At 67.1% G+C, this 16,773-nt stretch carries 16 protein-coding genes; 10 read left to right on the top strand and 6 right to left on the bottom strand.

All coding sequences use genetic code 11. From position 1 onward, the window contains the following. The first annotated feature begins 2 nt into the window (after window positions 1-2). From LXT13_RS10115 to minE, 5 genes are all read left to right on the top strand, one after another. Window positions 3-785 (top strand): 3-hydroxybutyrate dehydrogenase, encoded by a 783-nt coding sequence (locus tag LXT13_RS10115; protein WP_233371794.1) that lies wholly within the window; start codon window positions 3-5, stop codon window positions 783-785. A gap of 91 nt (window positions 786-876) precedes the next feature. Then, window positions 877-1,869, top strand: coding sequence for an alpha/beta hydrolase (locus LXT13_RS10110; protein ID WP_233371793.1), 993 nt, complete (start codon window positions 877-879; stop codon window positions 1,867-1,869). Between the two features lie 265 nt (window positions 1,870-2,134). Continuing rightward, window positions 2,135-2,962: a septum site-determining protein MinC gene (gene minC / locus LXT13_RS10105; RefSeq protein WP_419964660.1), complete on the top strand. Its 828-nt coding sequence runs from the start codon at window positions 2,135-2,137 to the stop codon at window positions 2,960-2,962. Between the two features lie 29 nt (window positions 2,963-2,991). Next, window positions 2,992-3,807 carry a septum site-determining protein MinD gene (minD, locus tag LXT13_RS10100; protein WP_233371791.1) on the top strand — a complete coding sequence of 272 codons (816 nt, stop codon included), beginning with the start codon at window positions 2,992-2,994 and terminating at the stop codon, window positions 3,805-3,807. A 13-nt stretch (window positions 3,808-3,820) separates the two neighbouring features. Further along, on the top strand, window positions 3,821-4,078 hold the full coding sequence (gene minE, locus LXT13_RS10095) for a cell division topological specificity factor MinE (protein WP_233371790.1): 258 nt from the start codon (window positions 3,821-3,823) through the stop codon (window positions 4,076-4,078). A gap of 75 nt (window positions 4,079-4,153) precedes the next feature. Here minE and LXT13_RS10090 read toward each other — a convergent pair whose 3' ends face one another. From LXT13_RS10090 to LXT13_RS10070, 4 genes are all read right to left on the bottom strand, one after another. Beyond that, on the bottom strand, window positions 4,154-4,399 hold the full coding sequence (locus LXT13_RS10090; RefSeq protein WP_233371789.1) for a VF530 family protein: 246 nt from the start codon (window positions 4,397-4,399) through the stop codon (window positions 4,154-4,156). After that, window positions 4,396-4,986 carry a 1-acyl-sn-glycerol-3-phosphate acyltransferase gene (locus LXT13_RS10085; protein ID WP_233371788.1) on the bottom strand — a complete coding sequence of 197 codons (591 nt, stop codon included), beginning with the start codon at window positions 4,984-4,986 and terminating at the stop codon, window positions 4,396-4,398. Before LXT13_RS10085 ends, LXT13_RS10090 begins: the two co-directional genes overlap by 4 nt. A gap of 155 nt (window positions 4,987-5,141) precedes the next feature. Beyond that, window positions 5,142-6,683, bottom strand: coding sequence for a methyl-accepting chemotaxis protein (locus tag LXT13_RS28670; RefSeq protein WP_304622808.1), 1,542 nt, complete (start codon window positions 6,681-6,683; stop codon window positions 5,142-5,144). Between the two features lie 118 nt (window positions 6,684-6,801). Next, window positions 6,802-7,104: a 2Fe-2S iron-sulfur cluster-binding protein gene (locus tag LXT13_RS10070; RefSeq protein ID WP_233371787.1), complete on the bottom strand. Its 303-nt coding sequence runs from the start codon at window positions 7,102-7,104 to the stop codon at window positions 6,802-6,804. On the opposite strand from LXT13_RS10070, the gene LXT13_RS10065 reads away from it, so the two are divergent. Together LXT13_RS10065 and LXT13_RS10060 are read left to right on the top strand one after the other, a co-directional pair. Next, window positions 7,098-7,670, top strand: a complete 573-nt coding sequence (locus LXT13_RS10065; RefSeq protein WP_233371786.1) for a M48 metallopeptidase family protein — start codon at window positions 7,098-7,100, stop codon at window positions 7,668-7,670. The genes LXT13_RS10070 and LXT13_RS10065 overlap by 7 nt on opposite strands. Beyond that, window positions 7,667-8,620: a tRNA dihydrouridine synthase gene (locus LXT13_RS10060; protein WP_233371785.1), complete on the top strand. Its 954-nt coding sequence runs from the start codon at window positions 7,667-7,669 to the stop codon at window positions 8,618-8,620. The genes LXT13_RS10065 and LXT13_RS10060 overlap by 4 nt, the downstream gene beginning before the upstream one ends. Here the strand turns inward: LXT13_RS10060 and LXT13_RS10055 are convergent. Both LXT13_RS10055 and LXT13_RS28450 read right to left on the bottom strand, forming a co-directional pair. Continuing rightward, window positions 8,604-11,090 carry an ATP-binding protein gene (locus tag LXT13_RS10055; RefSeq protein WP_233371784.1) on the bottom strand — a complete coding sequence of 829 codons (2,487 nt, stop codon included), beginning with the start codon at window positions 11,088-11,090 and terminating at the stop codon, window positions 8,604-8,606. The genes LXT13_RS10060 and LXT13_RS10055 overlap by 17 nt on opposite strands. A 363-nt stretch (window positions 11,091-11,453) precedes the next feature. Further along, entirely contained in the window at window positions 11,454-13,040 is a 1,587-nt protein-coding gene (locus LXT13_RS28450) for a methyl-accepting chemotaxis protein (RefSeq protein ID WP_255719357.1), read from the bottom strand. A gap of 360 nt (window positions 13,041-13,400) precedes the next feature. Between LXT13_RS28450 and LXT13_RS10040 the strand changes: the two genes are divergently transcribed. Genes LXT13_RS10040 through LXT13_RS10030 form a run of 3 tightly spaced genes read left to right on the top strand, consistent with a single transcriptional unit; the run spans window position 13,401 to window position 16,708 of the window. Beyond that, the gene (locus tag LXT13_RS10040; protein WP_233371783.1) at window positions 13,401-14,624 is read left to right on the top strand and encodes a hypothetical protein; all 1,224 of its coding nucleotides are present in this window, start codon (window positions 13,401-13,403) and stop codon (window positions 14,622-14,624) included. Between the two features lie 18 nt (window positions 14,625-14,642). Continuing rightward, window positions 14,643-14,978, top strand: coding sequence for a hypothetical protein (locus LXT13_RS10035; RefSeq protein ID WP_233371782.1), 336 nt, complete (start codon window positions 14,643-14,645; stop codon window positions 14,976-14,978). Between the two features lie 38 nt (window positions 14,979-15,016). After that, complete coding sequence (locus tag LXT13_RS10030; RefSeq protein WP_233371781.1) at window positions 15,017-16,708, top strand: hypothetical protein; 1,692 nt, start codon at window positions 15,017-15,019, stop codon at window positions 16,706-16,708. Window positions 16,709-16,773: the final 65 nt, after the last annotated feature.

The following is a 16,773-nucleotide window of genomic DNA, read 5'->3' as shown; positions in this document are numbered from 1 at the left end:
ACATGTTGAACGGCAAGACCGCGCTCGTCACGGGCGCGACAAGTGGCATCGGCCTGGGCATCGCGCAGACGCTGGCGGCCCAGGGCGCCAACCTGGTGATCAACGGCTTTGGCGAGCCCGCGGCGATCGAGGCGCTGACGAAGGAACTGGCGCAGCGCCATGGCGTCGATGTCGTGCACAGCGGCGCCGACATGGCGCGGCCGGCGGACGTCGAGGCGATGGTGGCGCAATGCGTCGAGCGCTTCGGCTCGATCGACATCGCCGTCAATAACGCAGGCATCCAGTACGTGTCGCCGATCGAGGACTTCCCGACCGAGCAATGGGACCGCGTCCTCGCGATCGACCTGTCGGCGGCCTTCCACCTGATGCGTGTGGCACTGCCCCACATGCGCACTCGCGGCTGGGGGCGCATCGTCAACATCGCGTCGGCGCATGGCCTCGTCGCCTCGACCACCAAGGCGGCCTATGTGGCGGCCAAGCATGGCCTGATCGGCCTGACCAAGGTGGCCGCGCTGGAGACCGCCACCACCGGCATCACCTGCAACGCCGTGTGCCCGGGCTGGGTGCTGACGCCGCTGGTGCAGAAGCAGATCGATGAGGGGGCCCTGCGCGATGGCGTGTCGGTCGATGAAGCGAAGGCCCGGCTGCTGGCGGCTAAGCAGCCGTCGCTGGAGTTCGCGACCCCCGAGCAGATCGGCGGCGTCGTGGCCTTCCTGTGCTCGCCGGCCGCCGACCAGATCCGCGGTGCCACCCTCAGCGTGGACGGGGGCTGGACCGCCCAGTGACCGGTGTCGGCCTGCCTCGCGGGTCGTAAATCCCTGCGCTGCGCGCAGGCCCACCATCCGCCGGGCGGCCCCCGGCCCTCAGCACCGAACCATGTCGCTTCCCCGTCGCCATCTTGTTGCCCTCGCCGTGCTGGCCGCGTCCGGCGTGCCCGGCTGCGTGTCGGTGGTGCCGCCGTCTCCCACCTTCACGCTCGACATGAGCGACGGCACGCCGCTGTTCGTCCGGCGCTGGCTGGCCGTCAGCGGCAGGCCCAGGGGCGTAGTGCAGCTGGTCCATGGTTCCGCTGAGCACAGCGCGCGCTATGACCGCTTTGCGCAGCGTCTCAATCGCGAAGGCTGGCTGGTCTATGCCGACGACCACCGCGGCCACGGCAACACGCGCGTCCGCAGCGGCGCGCTGGGCGACGCCGGCCCCGATGCGTGGAATCGCTTCGTCACCGACGAGAAGGCGCTCAACGACCACATCAAGGCACGGCACCCGGGCCTGAAGGTCTTCATGCTAGGGCACAGCATGGGCTCGTTCATCGCGCAGGACTATGCGGCCCGCTATGGCAGTACGCTGGCCGGCGTGGTGCTCTCCGGCAGCAGCGGTGTGTTGCCGGATGCCGACGCGGCCGTGGCGGCGGCCCGGGGACTCGCCAGGGCGAATCCACTTGGCGCTTCGCCGATGCTGGCGAGCACCTTCGAGGCTTTCAACAAGCCGTTCGCCGGCAGGCCGGGCGCCGAGTGGCTCAGCCGTGACCCGGTCGAGGTCAGGAAGTACATGGACGACCCGGCTTGCGGCTTCACGTTCAACAACGAACTGGTCGCCGACCTGTTGACCGGCCTGCGTGATCTGTGGAACCCCGCCAACGAGGCGCGCATCCCGAGGACCCTGCCGTTCTACGTCGTGGCCGGCGATGCGGACCCGGTGAGTGGCGGCACCGCGGGCCTACAGGTGCTGCTGGCCAACTACCGGCGCCTGGGCCTCACCGACGTCTCGCACAAGTTCTACCCCGGCGCGCGCCACGAGATCCTGAACGAGATCAACCGCGATGAGGTGGAAGCGGACATCATCGGCTGGCTGAACGCCCGGGGCGCCTGACGGCACTTCACCGGATGGCGGCATCCGCCGTCGTGGCTATGGCGGATCGCAACATGACGATCGCGTGACGGTTGTCCCCGCGAACTGTGGACAAGTCTGTGGGCGGGCTGACGACAGCGTCGCTAAGTGCTTGATCGGCCGTGGTCCGGGCTGCCGTGCCTGTTTTTGAGGCGGTCGGCGCCGGCGTCCCTGGGGGCAGTCCCCAAGGGCCTGGGAGATGCCGGCGGCTAAACTCTCGGCCTTTTGAACGGCGGCAGCGGCGCAGATGGTGGACACGACGAGGGAGAGCGGCGGGCGCAACAAGGGTGCCTCGCGCGCCGGCGCATTCGAGCTGAAATCGCGCCGCTTCAACCTGCTGGGCTTCCTGCTGCACAGCGCGGACATGGCCGAGCTCGCGGCGGATTGGTCTGCCCGCGCCGGCCAGGGTGGCTTCGAGCATGAGCCTGTCGTCATCGACCTGAGCAGCGTGCAGCGCGCGTCGGTCACACCGCCCCTGGATGGGCAGGCGCCCTTGGCGCTGGACGGCCCCGCGCCGGTCGACCTGCGCGCCATCGTCGAGCTGCTGCGCGCCAGCCAGTTGCAACCGGTCGCCGTCGCCGGGGCCTCGGCCGAGGAACTGGCCCTAGCGCACGAGCTGGGCCTGGCCGATGCTGCCAGCGAGCCTGTGGCCGCTGCTGCCGCGGAGGTGCGGGAAGTCGTCCGCGAGATCGTCGTCGAGAAGATCATCGAAAAAGTCGTCGAGAAGCCCGGCGCACCGGCACCGACGCTCGTCATCGACAAGCCGCTGCGCTCCGGCCAGCAGGTCTATGCGAAGGGCGGCGACCTCGTCGTGCTGGCGGTCGTCAGCCATGGAGCAGAGGTCATTGCCGACGGCAGCATCCACATCTACGCTCCCCTGCGCGGCAAGGCGATTGCTGGCGCGCGCGGCGACACGTCGGCCCGCATCTACACGCGCAGCCTGGAGCCCGAGCTGCTGGCCATCGCGGGCATCTACCGCACGGCCGAGAACCCGCTGCCGGCCGACGTGGCGGGCAAGCCGGCCCAGGTCTACCTGGAAGGTGAGAAGCTGCTGCTGCAGCCGCTGCCTGCCTGACCCCAGATTCAACGCAAGGAAACATCCAGATGACCAAGATCGTCGTCGTCACCTCCGGCAAGGGCGGGGTCGGCAAGACCACTACCAGCGCGAGCTTCGCCACCGGCCTCGCGATGCGTGGCTTCAAGACCTGCGTCATCGACTTCGACGTGGGCCTGCGCAACCTCGACCTCATCATGGGTGTCGAGCGCCGCGTCGTGTACGACCTGATCAACGTCATCAACGACGAGATCAAGCTGACGCAGGCCCTCATCAAGGACAAGCAGCTCGACAAGCTCTACATCCTGGCCGCCTCGCAGACGCGCGACAAGGACGCGCTGAAGCAGGAAGGCGTCGAGCGCGTGCTGGGCGAACTCAAGGACATGGAGTTCGACTACATCGTCTGCGACTCGCCGGCCGGCATCGAGACCGGCGCGCTGATGGCCATGCACTATGCCGACGAGGCGCTGGTCGTGACCAACCCCGAGGTCTCCTCGGTGCGCGACAGCGACCGCATCCTGGGCATGTTGTCCAGCAAGACCAAGCGCGCCATCGACGGTGGCGAGCCCGTGAAGGAGCACCTGCTCATCACGCGCTACAACCCCAATCGCGTCGAGGGTGGTCAGATGCTCAGTCTGGACGACATCCACGAGATCCTGCGCACGCCGCTGATCGGCGTCATCCCCGAGAGCGAGAGCGTGCTTCAGGCGTCCAACCAGGGCACGCCGGCCATCCACCTGGACGGCACGGATGTGTCCGAAGCCTACAAGGACGTCGTCGCCCGCTTCCTCGGCGAAGACAAGCCGATGCGCTTCACCGAGGCCGTGAAGCAGAGCTGGTTCAAGCGCGTCTTCGGGGCCAAGTGAAGGAGACCGCACCATGGGATTCCTGAACTTTTTCCTCGGCGAGAAGAAGAGCTCGGCCAGCGTCGCCAAGGAGCGGCTGCAGCTTATCCTCGCCCACGAGCGCAACGGACGCAGCAGCAGCCCCGACTACCTGCCGCAGCTGCAGCGCGAGCTGGTGGCCGTCATCAGCAAGTACGTGTCGATCAACCCAGACGACATCAAGGTGCACATGGAGCGCCAGGGAGACCTGGAAGTGCTCGAAGTGAAGATCGAGCTGCCGGAAGGCAAATAAGCTCGTCGCCCGGTCTCGGGCGCTGAACGCGGCGATACGGGCGGCCCCCCGGCTCTCGGCTCCAAAGGCGAGCCGCTAGGTTGCGGACTTCGCGCTGCGCGCCTGCTCGCGCCGCATGAACAGGTACAGGCTCTCGACCTTGGCGCGAGCCCACGGCGTCTTGCGCAGGAACTTCAGGCTCGACGACACGCTGGGGTCGATGCGAAAGCACTTGATGTCGATGTGTCGGCCGAGCTCGGTCCAGCCGAAGTGATCGACTAATGCGGTCACGATGGCTTCGAGCGTAAGGCCGTGCAGCGGGTCCTTGGAGAGGTGGGTCATTCGTGCGTGAATTGGGCGGAGTTCTTGCCCTTGAACTGCGCATAGAAGCGCTTGATCTCGGCCATGTCGGTGTCGACGTCGCCGGTCGGCGTGAATAGCGGCCCCAGGCCCGCGAGCTTGCGCGGATAGTCCATGTAGGCCATGACGATGGGCAGCTGCGCCGTCACGGCGATCCAGTAGAAGCCCGTCTTCCAGTACACCGTCTTGCTGCGTGTCCCTTCGGGCGGCACGATGAGCTGCACCGGCCCGTCGGCGGCCTGCAGCGCCGTCGCAGACGCAGCCACGAGGTTGTTGCTCTTGCTGCGGTCCACCGGGATGCCGCCGAGGAAGCGCATCAGGCCGCCAAAGGGCCAGCGGAAGATGGACGCCTTCCCCATCCAGTACGGCGTGAGCCTGAGCGCGAAGGCGGCGAACAGGGTGTAGGGCAGGTCCCAGTTGCTCGTGTGCGGGGCGGCGATGAAGACACTTTTGCGGGCCTCGGGCGGCAATTCGCCCGACACGGTCCAGCCGGCGAGCTTCAGCCACGCGAGCGAGAAGCCGCGCAGCAGCAGGCTGACGCCGGGCGTCGTGAAGATGGTGCGGTGCATGCCGGAATTGTCCCGACGCCGCGGCCTGCCTCAAACTGAGGCAGCGCAAGAAAACCCCTGATTTGCCAACCACTTGCGCAATTCGCCCGCAGGCTGTGCACGCGTTTGTCCACAGGCGCTGTGGATGGCGGCCCCCGGCGTTGGGGCCGCGCGCTTCAGGGGAGCCGGAAACCGGAGACCGACCGCACGAGCTCGGAGGACTGCTCGCGCAGGCTCTCGGCGGCTGCGGCCGATTCCTCCACCAGCGCGGCGTTCTGCTGCGTCATCTGGTCCAGCTGCTGCACTGCCTGGCCGATTTCGCCGAGCGTGGTCGCCTGGTTGGCGCTGGCCGACGAGATCTCGCTGATGATGCGCGTAACCCGCTGCACGCTGGCCACCACTTCGCGCATCGTGGCGCCCGTGTCGGTGACGAGCCGGCTGCCGCCGTCCACGCGCTCCACCGACGCCGAGATCAGCGTCTTGATCTCGCGTGCCGCTTCCGCCGAGCGCTGGGCCAGCGCCCGCACCTCGCTGGCGACGACTGCGAAGCCGCGGCCCTGTTCGCCCGCACGGGCGGCCTCGACGGCTGCATTCAGCGCCAGGATGTTGGTCTGGAAAGCAATGCTATCGATGACGCCGATGATGTCGGCGATCTTGCCGGACGACTGCTGGATGTCGTTCATCGTCGTGATGACCTGCTCCACCATCTCTCCGCCGCGGTCGGCCACCTGCGAGGCGGCCTGCGCCAGCGTGTTGGCTTCGCGGGCGGAGTCGGCGTTCAGCCGCACGCTCTCGCTGAGCTGGGCCATCGCGGCGCCGGTCTCTTCCAGGCTGGCGGCGGCGTTCTCGGTGCGTTGCGAGAGGTCCGAGTTGCCGGTGGCGATTTCAGCGGATGCCACCTGCACCTGCTCGGCCGCGCCGCGCACGCCGGTGATGGTCTCGGCCAGGCGCTGCTGCATGTCATGCAGCGCGCGGTTCAACGTGGCCAGTTCGTCCGTGCCGTCGACGCTGACGGTCTGGCGCAGGTCGCCGTCGGCGATCGTGCGGCTCAGTGCCTGCGCCTGGCTCAGCGGCCCCGTGACCGAGCGCGTGATGATGTTGGCGATGACGATGCCCAGCGCGAGTGCGATCAGCATCAGCACCAGCACCACTTCGCGGGCCCGTGTCACCTGCGCCTGCGCGTCGTCGCGGGCCAACTGCAGCAGCTTGCGCGTGTGCTCGGCATAGGCGTCGATGGCGGCCAGGTAGGCGTCCATCGCCGGCAGCATTTCGGTGACGGCACGTTGGTGGACGTTCTCGCCGGCGGCCTTGGCCTTCGCGACCGCCTCGCGCGCCACCTGGTATTGCTTGCGGCCATCGGACACCGCCTTCAACAGACGTTCGGATTCGGCGTCCTGCTGCAGCCCGTCCAGCTCCTTCTGAATCTTGTCGATGCGCTCCGAGATCTCCTTGGAACGGGCCGTGAAGCCCTTCACGAAGCCCTCGTCGTCCACGACCATCGCGACGATCCGGCGCAGGATGTTGCCTTCCGTCAGGCCGGCCCACTGGCGAGCGAGCTCCAGCGTGCGCATGTCCGCCTCCACCAGATGGTCGATGCGCTGGCTGAGTGCCGAGACGCGCAGCATGCCGACGATGGAGGCCACCGTCAGCAACACCATCACCAGCGCGAAGCCGGCCAGCACGCGAGCGCGGAGTTTCCATTGATTCAGTTTGAACATGGCGATCCCCGAGGCCTTGGGCCTGTTTGATCCGCTGATCCTCACCTCAATCCGACGCTCGGTGTCGATGCCGCGTGTGCGGGACGTGAAATGCTTTGCTGAAGCCGGCTCGCGGCCGTCAGCGCTGTGGCTCGGCTGCATCGTCGGCGGGAGCGAGCGTCAGCGAGCTGCGAGGCTCGGCGACGCACGGCAGGATCAGCCTGTCGGCCTTTTCCTCGATGCTGAGTCCCGGCCAGGGGATGCGATGCTCGATGCGGCCGTCGACCAGCCGCGTGATGCAGGTCCGGCAGGTACCGTTGCGGCACGACCAGGGCATGGCGACGCCCGCGGCCAGCCCGGCCAGCAGCAGCGTCTGGTCCGCCGCGCAGTCGAAAATCGCGCCTTGCGGCAGCAGCCTCACCTTGAACGTTTCCGATGACATCGCCCCATCTTGCCAGCGACGGGCTGGCCGCCCGTTACCTGGCCGGCTATCCGCCAGAGCTCATTGCGCAGGCCGACGGCCTGCATGCGCAGGGGCGTCTGGCCGACTACCTGGCGCGCCGCTTCCCCGAGCGCCACGAGGTGCGCAGCGATGCCGCGCTGTTCGACTACGTGCAGGCGCTGAAGACGCGCTACCTGCGCAATGCGGGGCCGCTGAATTTCGTCGGCTTCGATGCCAAGCTGCGCGTGCTGCAGCAGGCGCTGGGCACGCACACGCGCCGCACGCAGGTGCAGGGCGCGAAGCTGAAGATGCGGCGCGAGATCCGAATTGCGACGCTGTTCAAGACGGCGCCGGCCGCGCTGCTGCGGATGATCGTCGTGCACGAGTTGGCCCACCTGCGCGAGCTGGAGCACAACAAGGCCTTCTATCAGTTGTGCCAGCACATGGAGCCGGACTACTTTCAGCTGGAGTTCGACCTGCGGCTGTACCTGATGCAACTGGAAGCCGCCGCGGCCGAGCCGGTTGCGCAGCCGACCGCTGACTCCAGCGGGCCGGAGGCCCCATGATCCTGCTCGCACCGATGGAAGGCCTGCTGGACCACATCCTTCGCGATGTGCTGACCCGCGTGGGCGGCGTGGACCGCTGCGTCAGCGAGTTTATCCGCGTGACCGACCAGCTGCTGCCTGCCCGCGTCTTCACGCGAATCGTGCCGGAGCTGAAGACCGGCGGCCGAACGGCCGCCGGCGTGCCGGTGCACCCGCAGCTGCTGGGCTCCGATGTGGCCTGCCTGGCCGACAACGCCGCGCGGCTCGCCGAGCTGAAGCCGGAGGGCATCGACCTGAACTTCGGCTGCCCGGCCAAGTGCGTCAACCGCCACCGCGGAGGCGCCGTACTGCTGGACGAGCCGGAGCTGATCCACGCCATCGTGGCCGCCGTGCGCCGCGCGGTGCCGGTTTCGGTGACGGTTTCGGCCAAGATGCGGCTGGGCTACATGGACACGAGCCGCACGCTGGACGTGGCCAGGGCCATCGCCGACGCGGGGGGCAGCGAGATCGTCGTGCACGCCCGTACCAAGGCTGATGGCTACAAGCCGCCGGCCTATTGGGAGCGCATCGCCGCCGTGCGCGAGGCGGTGCCGGTCACCGTCATCGCCAATGGCGAGATCTGGACTGTCGAGCACGCCGGGCTGGCCCGCGAGCGTAGCGGTTGCGAACACCTGATGCTGGGCCGTGGCATGGTGGCCGACCCGGGCCTGGCGCTGCGCGTGGCAGGCCTGCGCCCGACACCGCTGCCGTGGGTGGAGCTGCTGCCGCTGATGCAGGTGTTCTTCGCGCAGGTGCGGGCCACCGTTGCGCCGCGCCACCAGGGCGGGCGGCTCAAGCAGTGGCTGCATTACCTCAGGCGGGCCTATCCCGAGGCCGAGGCGGCGTATGCCGAACTGCGCACCGTCAACGATGCCGGCGAGCTTGCCCGGCGCCTGTTCGGCATCGAGCGGCCGGTCAGCCCCGCGTCGTGAACCGCGCCTCGGCCGTGGCGGTCGGCACGGCGCCGTCGCCGTCGAACCGGAACGCAGTGAACATCGCGTCGCTCAGGCTCATGCGGCGCCCCTCGCGTGACAGCCGTTCGATGTCCTGCGGCGGTAGGCGCTCGGCCAGACCGGCTTCGAGCATGGCGCGGTCTTCCGCCTCGTTCGGCTGACGCTGCATCTGCCCGTGCGCCTCGAACTCGCGGTCGGCGACGCCGGCCAGTCGGGCGGCCAGAGGCGTGTTGCCGCTGTGCAGCTGCAGCAGCGCCAGCGCATCCAGCCCGACCCAGAAGTCGTCCAGGCCGAGTCGGCCGATGCGCCTCGGGCAGTCCCGGGCGACCTCCCTTGCACGCTCGAAGCGGCCTTGCGCAATGAGCGCGCCGATCAGGTTGCTCAACAGCGTCGTCAGTCCGACGAGATCGTCGATCCGGTCGGCATCGGCCAGCAAGGCCTCGCCCATGTCCACGGCCAGTGGCAGGTCGCCGGCGGCACGCGCGACGTCGGCCAGGTTCATGCGCGCGCGCCAGGCGCCCGCTTCGAACCCGTCGCGCTCGCAGATCTGCAGCGCCGCCAGGTAGCAGCGCCGCACATCGTCGTGCCGGCCGGCCGTCAGGTGCACGACCGCCTCCGTTGTCCGTCCGCGCTCCAGCACGGTCGCCGGCCAGGCGGGGTTCTCCAGCCTGTGGGCGGCGGCGAGCGCGGCGCGCACCTCGGGGCCGTCCACCCGCCAGTTCAATGCGTGCTCCACAAGGGCGAGGTATTCGCCGCGTTCGTCTCCCAGCTCACGGTACAGCCGTGCGGCGCGTTCCGAGGCGTCACGCGCCAGGCCGGGGTGGACGATGGTGTGGCAGCGTGCGCAGGCCCACCAAAAACGCGCCAGCACGTGCGCCGGAATGCTGACGGGACCGTCGCCAATGAGCTGGGCCAGCTTCAGTGCATGCGCCCGCGCGTCGACGGCGCGCGGGGCCCAAAGCGGCGCAGAGGCGCCGAACAGCGACGCCGCGCTGCCAAGGTCGTGGTCGCGCGCCCAGTCCAGCGCCGCCCACAAACCTGGCAGTTCCGGCTCGTAGCGGGACTTCCACGCGGCATAAGGCACGCGCCACGACTCCTCGTGCGCGTCTTCGAACAGCCAGAGCAGGCCGGCGCAGTGGCGGGCCTGTGCGAGTGCCGTCTCGCCGGCAGCAGCGAGCTTGTCCAGCGCGAACAGCCGCATCGTCTCCAGCAGCCGGTAGCGGCGCTGCGTGCTGCTGCGATCGACGCTGACCAGCGAGCGCTCGACCAGTGCCAGCACCGAGGCCACGGCCGCCGCCGCGGGCAGTTCGTCGTCCGACAGCACCAGCGCCGCCCCCTCCAGCGAGAAGCTACCCGGGAACACGGCCAGCCGGCGCAGCACGCGCCGCTCGCGCTCGGCCAGCAGGTCGTGTGACCAGCCCAGTGCCTCGGCCAGCGCGTTGCGCCGGGACGGGTGGGCAGACGCCGGCACCAGCAGCGTCAGCCGCTCGTGCAGCCTGGCGGCCAGGCCGTCGAGCCCCAGCACGTCCACGCGCGACGCGGCCAGCTCGATGGCCAGCGGGTTGCAGTCCAGTGCCGCGCAGATTTGCTCGGCGCGGGCCCCATCGGCTTCGCCGCTGCGCTCAGACAGCAGCCGCACCGCATCGGGCAGCGGCAGCGGCGCCAGGCGGTGGACGCGTTCGCCCGGCGCCTGCAGCGGCGACTGGCTGGTGACGAGCAGGCTGACGCGCTCGGTGTGCTGCGCCAGGGCGGTCACGGTCTCGGCCACGTCCCGCACGCGGTGTTCGGCGTTGTCCAGCACGATCATCAGCGCCAGCGGTGCCAGCTTGGCCGTCAGGTCCGCCAGCGGATCGGGCCCGGGCGGCAGGCCGAGCGTGCGCGCTACGGCGGCGGCGACCGGTTCGTCGTCACGCAGCAGTGTCAGGTCCACCCACCAGATGCCGTCGGCATGCACGTCCTGCTGCCGCAGTGCCAACTCCTGAGCCAGACGCGTCTTGCCGACGCCGGGCGGGCCGCACAACGTGACGGCGGGGTTGGTCTGCAGCAGCGCCTGCAGCGCCTGCAATTCGTCGGCGCGGCCGAACAGCGCGGGCAGGCGCAGCGGCAGCCGGCCGCGGGGGACGGGAGCGGCGGCTGGCTTCTCGGCGACGTCCAGTACCGGCAGCGCGAAGCGGTAGCCGAAGCCGGCAATGGTCGAGATCGTCTCGGCCCCCAGCAGCTTGCGCAGCACGCCCACCTGCACGGCAAGGTTGTTCTCTTCGACGACGATACCGGCCCAGACGCGGCGCATCAATTCGTCCTTGCTGAGCAGCTGGCCTGCTCGCTCGACGAAGGCGACCAGCAGCTCGAAGGCGCGCGCCGTCAGCGCGACCTCGCTGCCGCGACGGAACAGCAGGCGCTCGGCGGGCAGCAGCTTGAAGTCGCCGAAGCGGTAATGGGGCGTGGACATGCAGCCCCGCATTTGGCCAGATTTCGGCAGATCTCAAGCGTGCCTTGCGCCCCCCAGGGTTGTGCCAGGCCGAAGGCCGACCGAACCCGGTGCGCAGGTGCGAAGGAGACCCCGGCATGGCCAAACGCGGGCGGCGGCACGATCGTCGTGCATGTCCGCCCCAAGGGCCATGGGTTCAGGCCGCCCGCCCGGCGGGCGCGCATGGTGGTCCCGGAAGGGTCAGACGGTTTCCAAGGCCAGGCCGGCGTCATCCGCCTTGCCTTCCTGCGCGGCAACCTGCCCGCGGACCGGCGATGGCCTAGCGTACGCCGTGGACGCTGCGCGCCGCGCTGCTGGCTTTGCAGGTGGCGGCGCCGCGGCGGTTCAGCCGGCGGCCGGCGCGTACTGGCGCGCCATCTGCGCCACGTCGATGCGGAACGCGCTCACCGCCTTAGAGAGCGAGTCGGCCTGCTGGGCGAGGCTGCTGGCGGCCGCGGCGCTTTCCTCCACCAGCGCGGCGTTCTGCTGCGTCACCTGGTCCATCTGCGTAACGGCCGTGTTGATCTGATCGATGCCGCGGCTTTGCTCGCCGGCCGTGCTGGCGATCTCGCCGATGAGGTCGTTGACCTTGCGCACCTGCTCGACGATCTCGTGCATGGCATGGCCGGCATCTGCCACCTGGCGGCTGCCGGCCTCCACGCGTTCGACGCTCGCGCCGATCAAGGCCTTGATCTCCTTGGCCGCTTCGGCGCTGCGCTGCGCGAGCGTGCGCACCTCTGTGGCCACGACGGCGAACCCGCGGCCCTGCTCGCCGGCCCGGGCGGCTTCCACCGCGGCGTTCAACGCGAGGATGTTGGTCTGGAACGCGATGCCGTCGATGACGCCAATGATGTCGACGATCTTGCGGCTGCTGGTGCTGATGTCGTCCATCGTGCCCACGACCTGACCGACCACGTCGCCGCCACGGCTGGCGGCCGTGCTGGCCTGCGCAGCCAGGCTGCTGGCGGCGCGGGCCGAATCGGCGCTCTGGCGCACCGTGGCCGTCAGTTCCTCCATGGAGCTGGCAGTCTCCTGCAGGCTGGAAGCCTGCTGCTCGGTGCGGCTGGACAGGTCCTGGTTGCCCGCCGCGATCTGGCTGGAGGCCGTGGTCACGGAGTCCACGCCCTGGCGCACGCGGCCCACGACGCTGCGCAGAGCGCCCACTGTGTCTGCCAGTGCGCGCTGCAGCTCGCCCAGTTCGTCGCCGCGGTCAGCGACGATGTTGACGGTCAGGTCGCCGCCAGCCACGGTCTTGAGTTCGTCCACGACGGTCGCCACGGGCCGCGTGATGGAGCGAGTCACGACGACGCCCGCGACTACCGCCATCGCGAGGCCAAGCAACGTGCCGCCAATGGACAGCAGCGTCACGCGGCTGATCGTGTCGAAGGCCGATTCAGCGGTGCGGTCCATGAGCTTCTCTTGGAAGTCGCCCATCTCGTCAAGCAGCTTCATGTAGGCCAACTGGTGCGGGCGCAGTTTTTCCAGCAGCAGGGTGCGCGCGGCTGCGAGATCGCCTGCCTGCACCATCTTCAGAAATTCGGCCTGGCTGGAAAGGAAGATGGCGCGCTCTCGCTGCAGCCTGTCCAACAGCTCGCGGCCTTTCGGCGAATTGACACGTTTGTCCAAGTCCGCGTAAAGCTTGACGATGCGCTCCCGCGCCTCCTCAATGACCTTGATCTCGGGCTGTCGCTGCGCCTCGGTGTCCATCAGCAGGATGTTGCGCATCGCACGCGCCTGCAGGTTCACCCCTTCGTTGATGGCATTGGCGAGCTTGACCTTCTCGTAGCGGTCGTTCACGACGGAGTCCAAGTCCGAGCGGATGCTTCTGAGACCCATCCAGCTGTTCACGGCCATGCCGATCATCAGCAAGGCCACAAGGGCAAAAGCCCCGCCGAGTCGTGTTCCGATGCGCAGGTTCTTCATCGCGGTCATGCTGTCTCCATGAGTGCGGACGGTGTGACTTGTGCAGAAGCGCCTCCGCAGCCCGTAGTGCCGGGGTGCCGGCGGCGGCTTCTGCTTTCCGCAGCCTAGGTTCTCAGCTTCACATTCAGCAATAGATAGGGCGCTAGGAGGGTGAGGTTGCTGTGAGAAATTGCCCCAATTACTCCATCGTTGTCAGATATGACTGTGCTTTCACGTGTCTGGCCCACAAGGTCGGACCTCGTCCGAATAGGTGGAGCGCCTCGCCAACTTTGATGATGCTGCGTACCACCGAGGGCGTCAGCATCCGCGCCGAGGTGTCTTGGGTGGGATGTCGTTGGGGCGTCCGCAGGGCATTCCCTCGGAGGTCTCATGCATCAAACACAACGAACCAGCCGCGCCTATGCGTGGATGGCAAGGCTCTCGGCTGTTGCAGCGGCCCTGGTTCTCTCGGGCTGCGGCAGCATCGTCTACAAGGACGCCGCTAGCACTTATGTGGCGGCCGGACGTGCCGTAACCACCAACCTCGCCACTGCCTCGTTGACGCTCGCACGTGCGCAAGACGACCAGAAGGCCATCAAGATCGCCGCTGACGCTAGCTGCCCCATCAAGGAACGGCGACTCTTCGTCAGATCGCCATCGAATACCAGCCTGTTTGCAACCGCGGTCGGCAGCTATCCCAAGGCAAAGCAATCAAGCGACTGCCAGGGCGTCCTGCGCTGCAAGGCGAATCCTGGAAGCGCCGGCTGCAGCAGCGCCTGTTACTCGGCAGCGGAAGGTGCCTGCATCGCGTTGTTGGACGGCGAGGGGGCCAGCGTGCTCAAGGACCAGGCTGTAGCTGACGACGCTAGGCAACAGGCCAAGACCCTGGCCGCTGCAATCGCCGACGCGGAGTATGGAAGCCCGGCGGCGGTTGAGAGCAAGCTGATCGAGGCCAACCTGACCGCGTTGACAGAGTATTTGGACCTGCTGGGCAAGCTGACGACCAAGCAGGAGTCTGAAGTCAAAGCTGACGCAGACAAGCTCGTCAAACGGCTCGACAACACGCTGAACGATGTCAAGGAGCTGACTGGTGCGTCGCTCTCTGCCTCGGACGCGGCCACCAAGACCAAGATCACAGGGATGCTCGGGGCGGCCGCCAAGCTGATCTCCAGCGTGCAGGTGATCGCGGCGAACGCGCGTGACGCGGCAGCCATCCGAAAGATCGTCAACGACCGCAGTGCCGATGTGGACGCTCTGGTCGACAGCATTCAAGACGTCGCCGTTGGTGACGCCATGCTAGCCGCCGCCCTGAGTGACTTGGCGCGCCTCAAGCAGCGGGAGTGGCTGCAGGACCGCTTCACCGCCGAAAGGTCCGCGGATCGGCGCTACCTAATGCTCGTCGAGGAGCGCAAGAAGTTCACCTATTCGGATGGCCCGGCATTGACCAGATCTGTGACGGCACTCTTCGCAGCGATGAAGACGTCTCACGCGGCGTTGATCCAGCTGGTGCAAAACCCTAGCGATGAAGACAAGCGAGCGATCGCTCAAGCCGCCTTCCAGGAGTTCAAGTCCATCGCCAGCGACGTTGCTGCCTTGGCGAAGCTCTTCGTGTGACCTCGACAAGGAATCGACATGGCCGACCAAACCAGTGCAGCCCACCTGTATGCGTCGCTGACGCAGCTTGCCTATGCGGTGACGCAGATGGCAATCAGTCCGAAGCCGCCATTCTCAACGGCGGACCAGGCAAATCTGGCCAGCGAGGGCACCAATGCTGCCAACTGCGCCGCGGCCTTCCGCCAGAAAGATCCGGGCCCCATTTCTCAGCCAGCGCTGTTCGCGGCGCAGCAAAAGGTCAACGCCGCGCTTGCAATGTTGAACCTGATCAACAGTGCCGGCAGCAGTTCGCTGAGCAAGAACACCGTGATCAACGCGGTAACGACGGCAATCGCTGCGGTCAACGCCTTGTGACGATAGCCCGGGCTTCGTCAATGCGACGGATCAGTTTCATGAGCGGCAGCCTTGTGGGCCTCTGGCTCATGGGCTCGATGGCCGCAGTTCAGGCAAGCCCAGGGCCTCAACCGACGATCGCTCAAGCACCCATCAATCTGGCACCCCTGCAGACTGCGGAGCAATCGACGGCTCCAGCGCAGTTCGGGGGTGTCCTCGTGATCACAGTGCGGGACGAGAAGCGCGATCCATCGAAGCCCCTGGTGAAGCCGTCGGAACTGAAAGAGGCGCTGGTCGTCCCGTCCAGCCGCACCAAGGTTGAGTTTGACGATGCGGCGACTGAGATCAAGTCAGACGACGCGTCGACAGACTGGGCGTTCACGTTCAAGGTGTCTGGCATACCCGCTGGCTTGACGTTGACGAGGTACGTGAAGTTCAACCTGGGCCAGACCGTGTGGCAAATGCCCTTCGCGGTCACCGCCCCAGGGCCAGAGGCGATCACAGTGCCGGAAAAATGGAGCGTTAAGCCGTGGCCTACCAATGGCCGCGCGCTTGAGCCCGACGAAGGGGTGCCTCTGTTCATTGCCGTCCCTGCTCAAGCTCCGCGCGCCGCTCTGAAAGTCGTGAGCTTCGATCTTGTTGAGCAGTCGACGAAGAAGACTACCGTCGGTCGCGATTGGCGGCTGTGTGACCCGTTAGTTGAGGCAGTATGTGGCCCCATCGAATTTACGAAGTTCAGCAAGGGCATGCATGAGGTTCGACTCAGGCCACCTGCGAATGGAAACTTGGATCCGGGGAAGTACGACGGCGTGCTGGTTGTCTCAAGCGAGGGTGCACCCGACGGAGTCGTGGAAAGTGTCAGCGCCACCCTCTACGCGACTTCGGCCGCTGCCAGAGCGTTGGGTTTTGCTGCCGTTGTTGCTGGCGTCCTGATTTCCACAGTGGGCATATCGTTTGGTCGCCGCTGGGTCGATCGGAAGCGTTTGATGATTCCCGCTGCGGTCCTTCAGGAATCCGTCAAAAACCTACAGGCAGAGCTGACGAAAACCTCAGCCGAGCATCAAATCGACGATGCTCGTACCAAGCCTCTTCGGAGTGAGTTAAGCGTTGCGTATGGCTCCCTATCGGCCCAGCAGCTCTCTGAAAATGGCCTGCCGTCGTCGATCCCGAATCCTTGGGTCGCGATCGACACAGCTCAGGTCGAGCAGCTAAAGAGCTACATTGATGCGCAGGCGTTGATCATTCTTCGATTGCAGGTGATCATCCAACGCGGTGTGGTTGGCCTTGAAGCGCTCAGGAAGCGCTACGGTCGCCTGACTGCTGAGGCGCAGAAGGCCTACGAAAAAGCCTACGAGGACCTGGCATTACTTGCCAAGTCGACAACGCTGGACTCAAACGCGGTAGCGCAACGCGTGGATGATGTCATTGCGAATTTCCAGGGCGCGCTTGAGCCACAGGTTCGTGGCCGAGAAGAAGCCTTTGCGCTGTTCAGCGCCGGGATCGCGGACGCGTTGCCAACACCTGAACACCTTCGCTTGCGAGTCAAGGAAGGGACGTTCCTGGTCTGGGCGCTCGTGGTGTTCGTCACGGTAGGCGTTGGCACTCACCTGCTGATCCTCAGCAACCCTGGGTTCGGCACGCTTGCTGACGAGCTCAATTGCCTTTTCTGGGGACTGGGCCTGGGCACGGGCGCGGCCGCTTTGGGCATCAACGTGAGCTCGGTTCTGACCGGCTTCAACGTGACGCGCTAAACGTTCCAAAGGGCGTGCTGAGCTGACCACTGGCACACCACGCCGTGTCATCGAGCGGGGGCGTT

The organism is Pelomonas cellulosilytica (genome assembly GCF_021353265.1).
Classification (GTDB): Bacteria; Pseudomonadota; Gammaproteobacteria; order Burkholderiales; family Burkholderiaceae_C; genus Pelomonas; species Pelomonas cellulosilytica.
The sequence above is the reverse complement of the archived record's forward strand: the minus strand, read 5'-3'. Positions and strand labels throughout refer to the sequence as shown.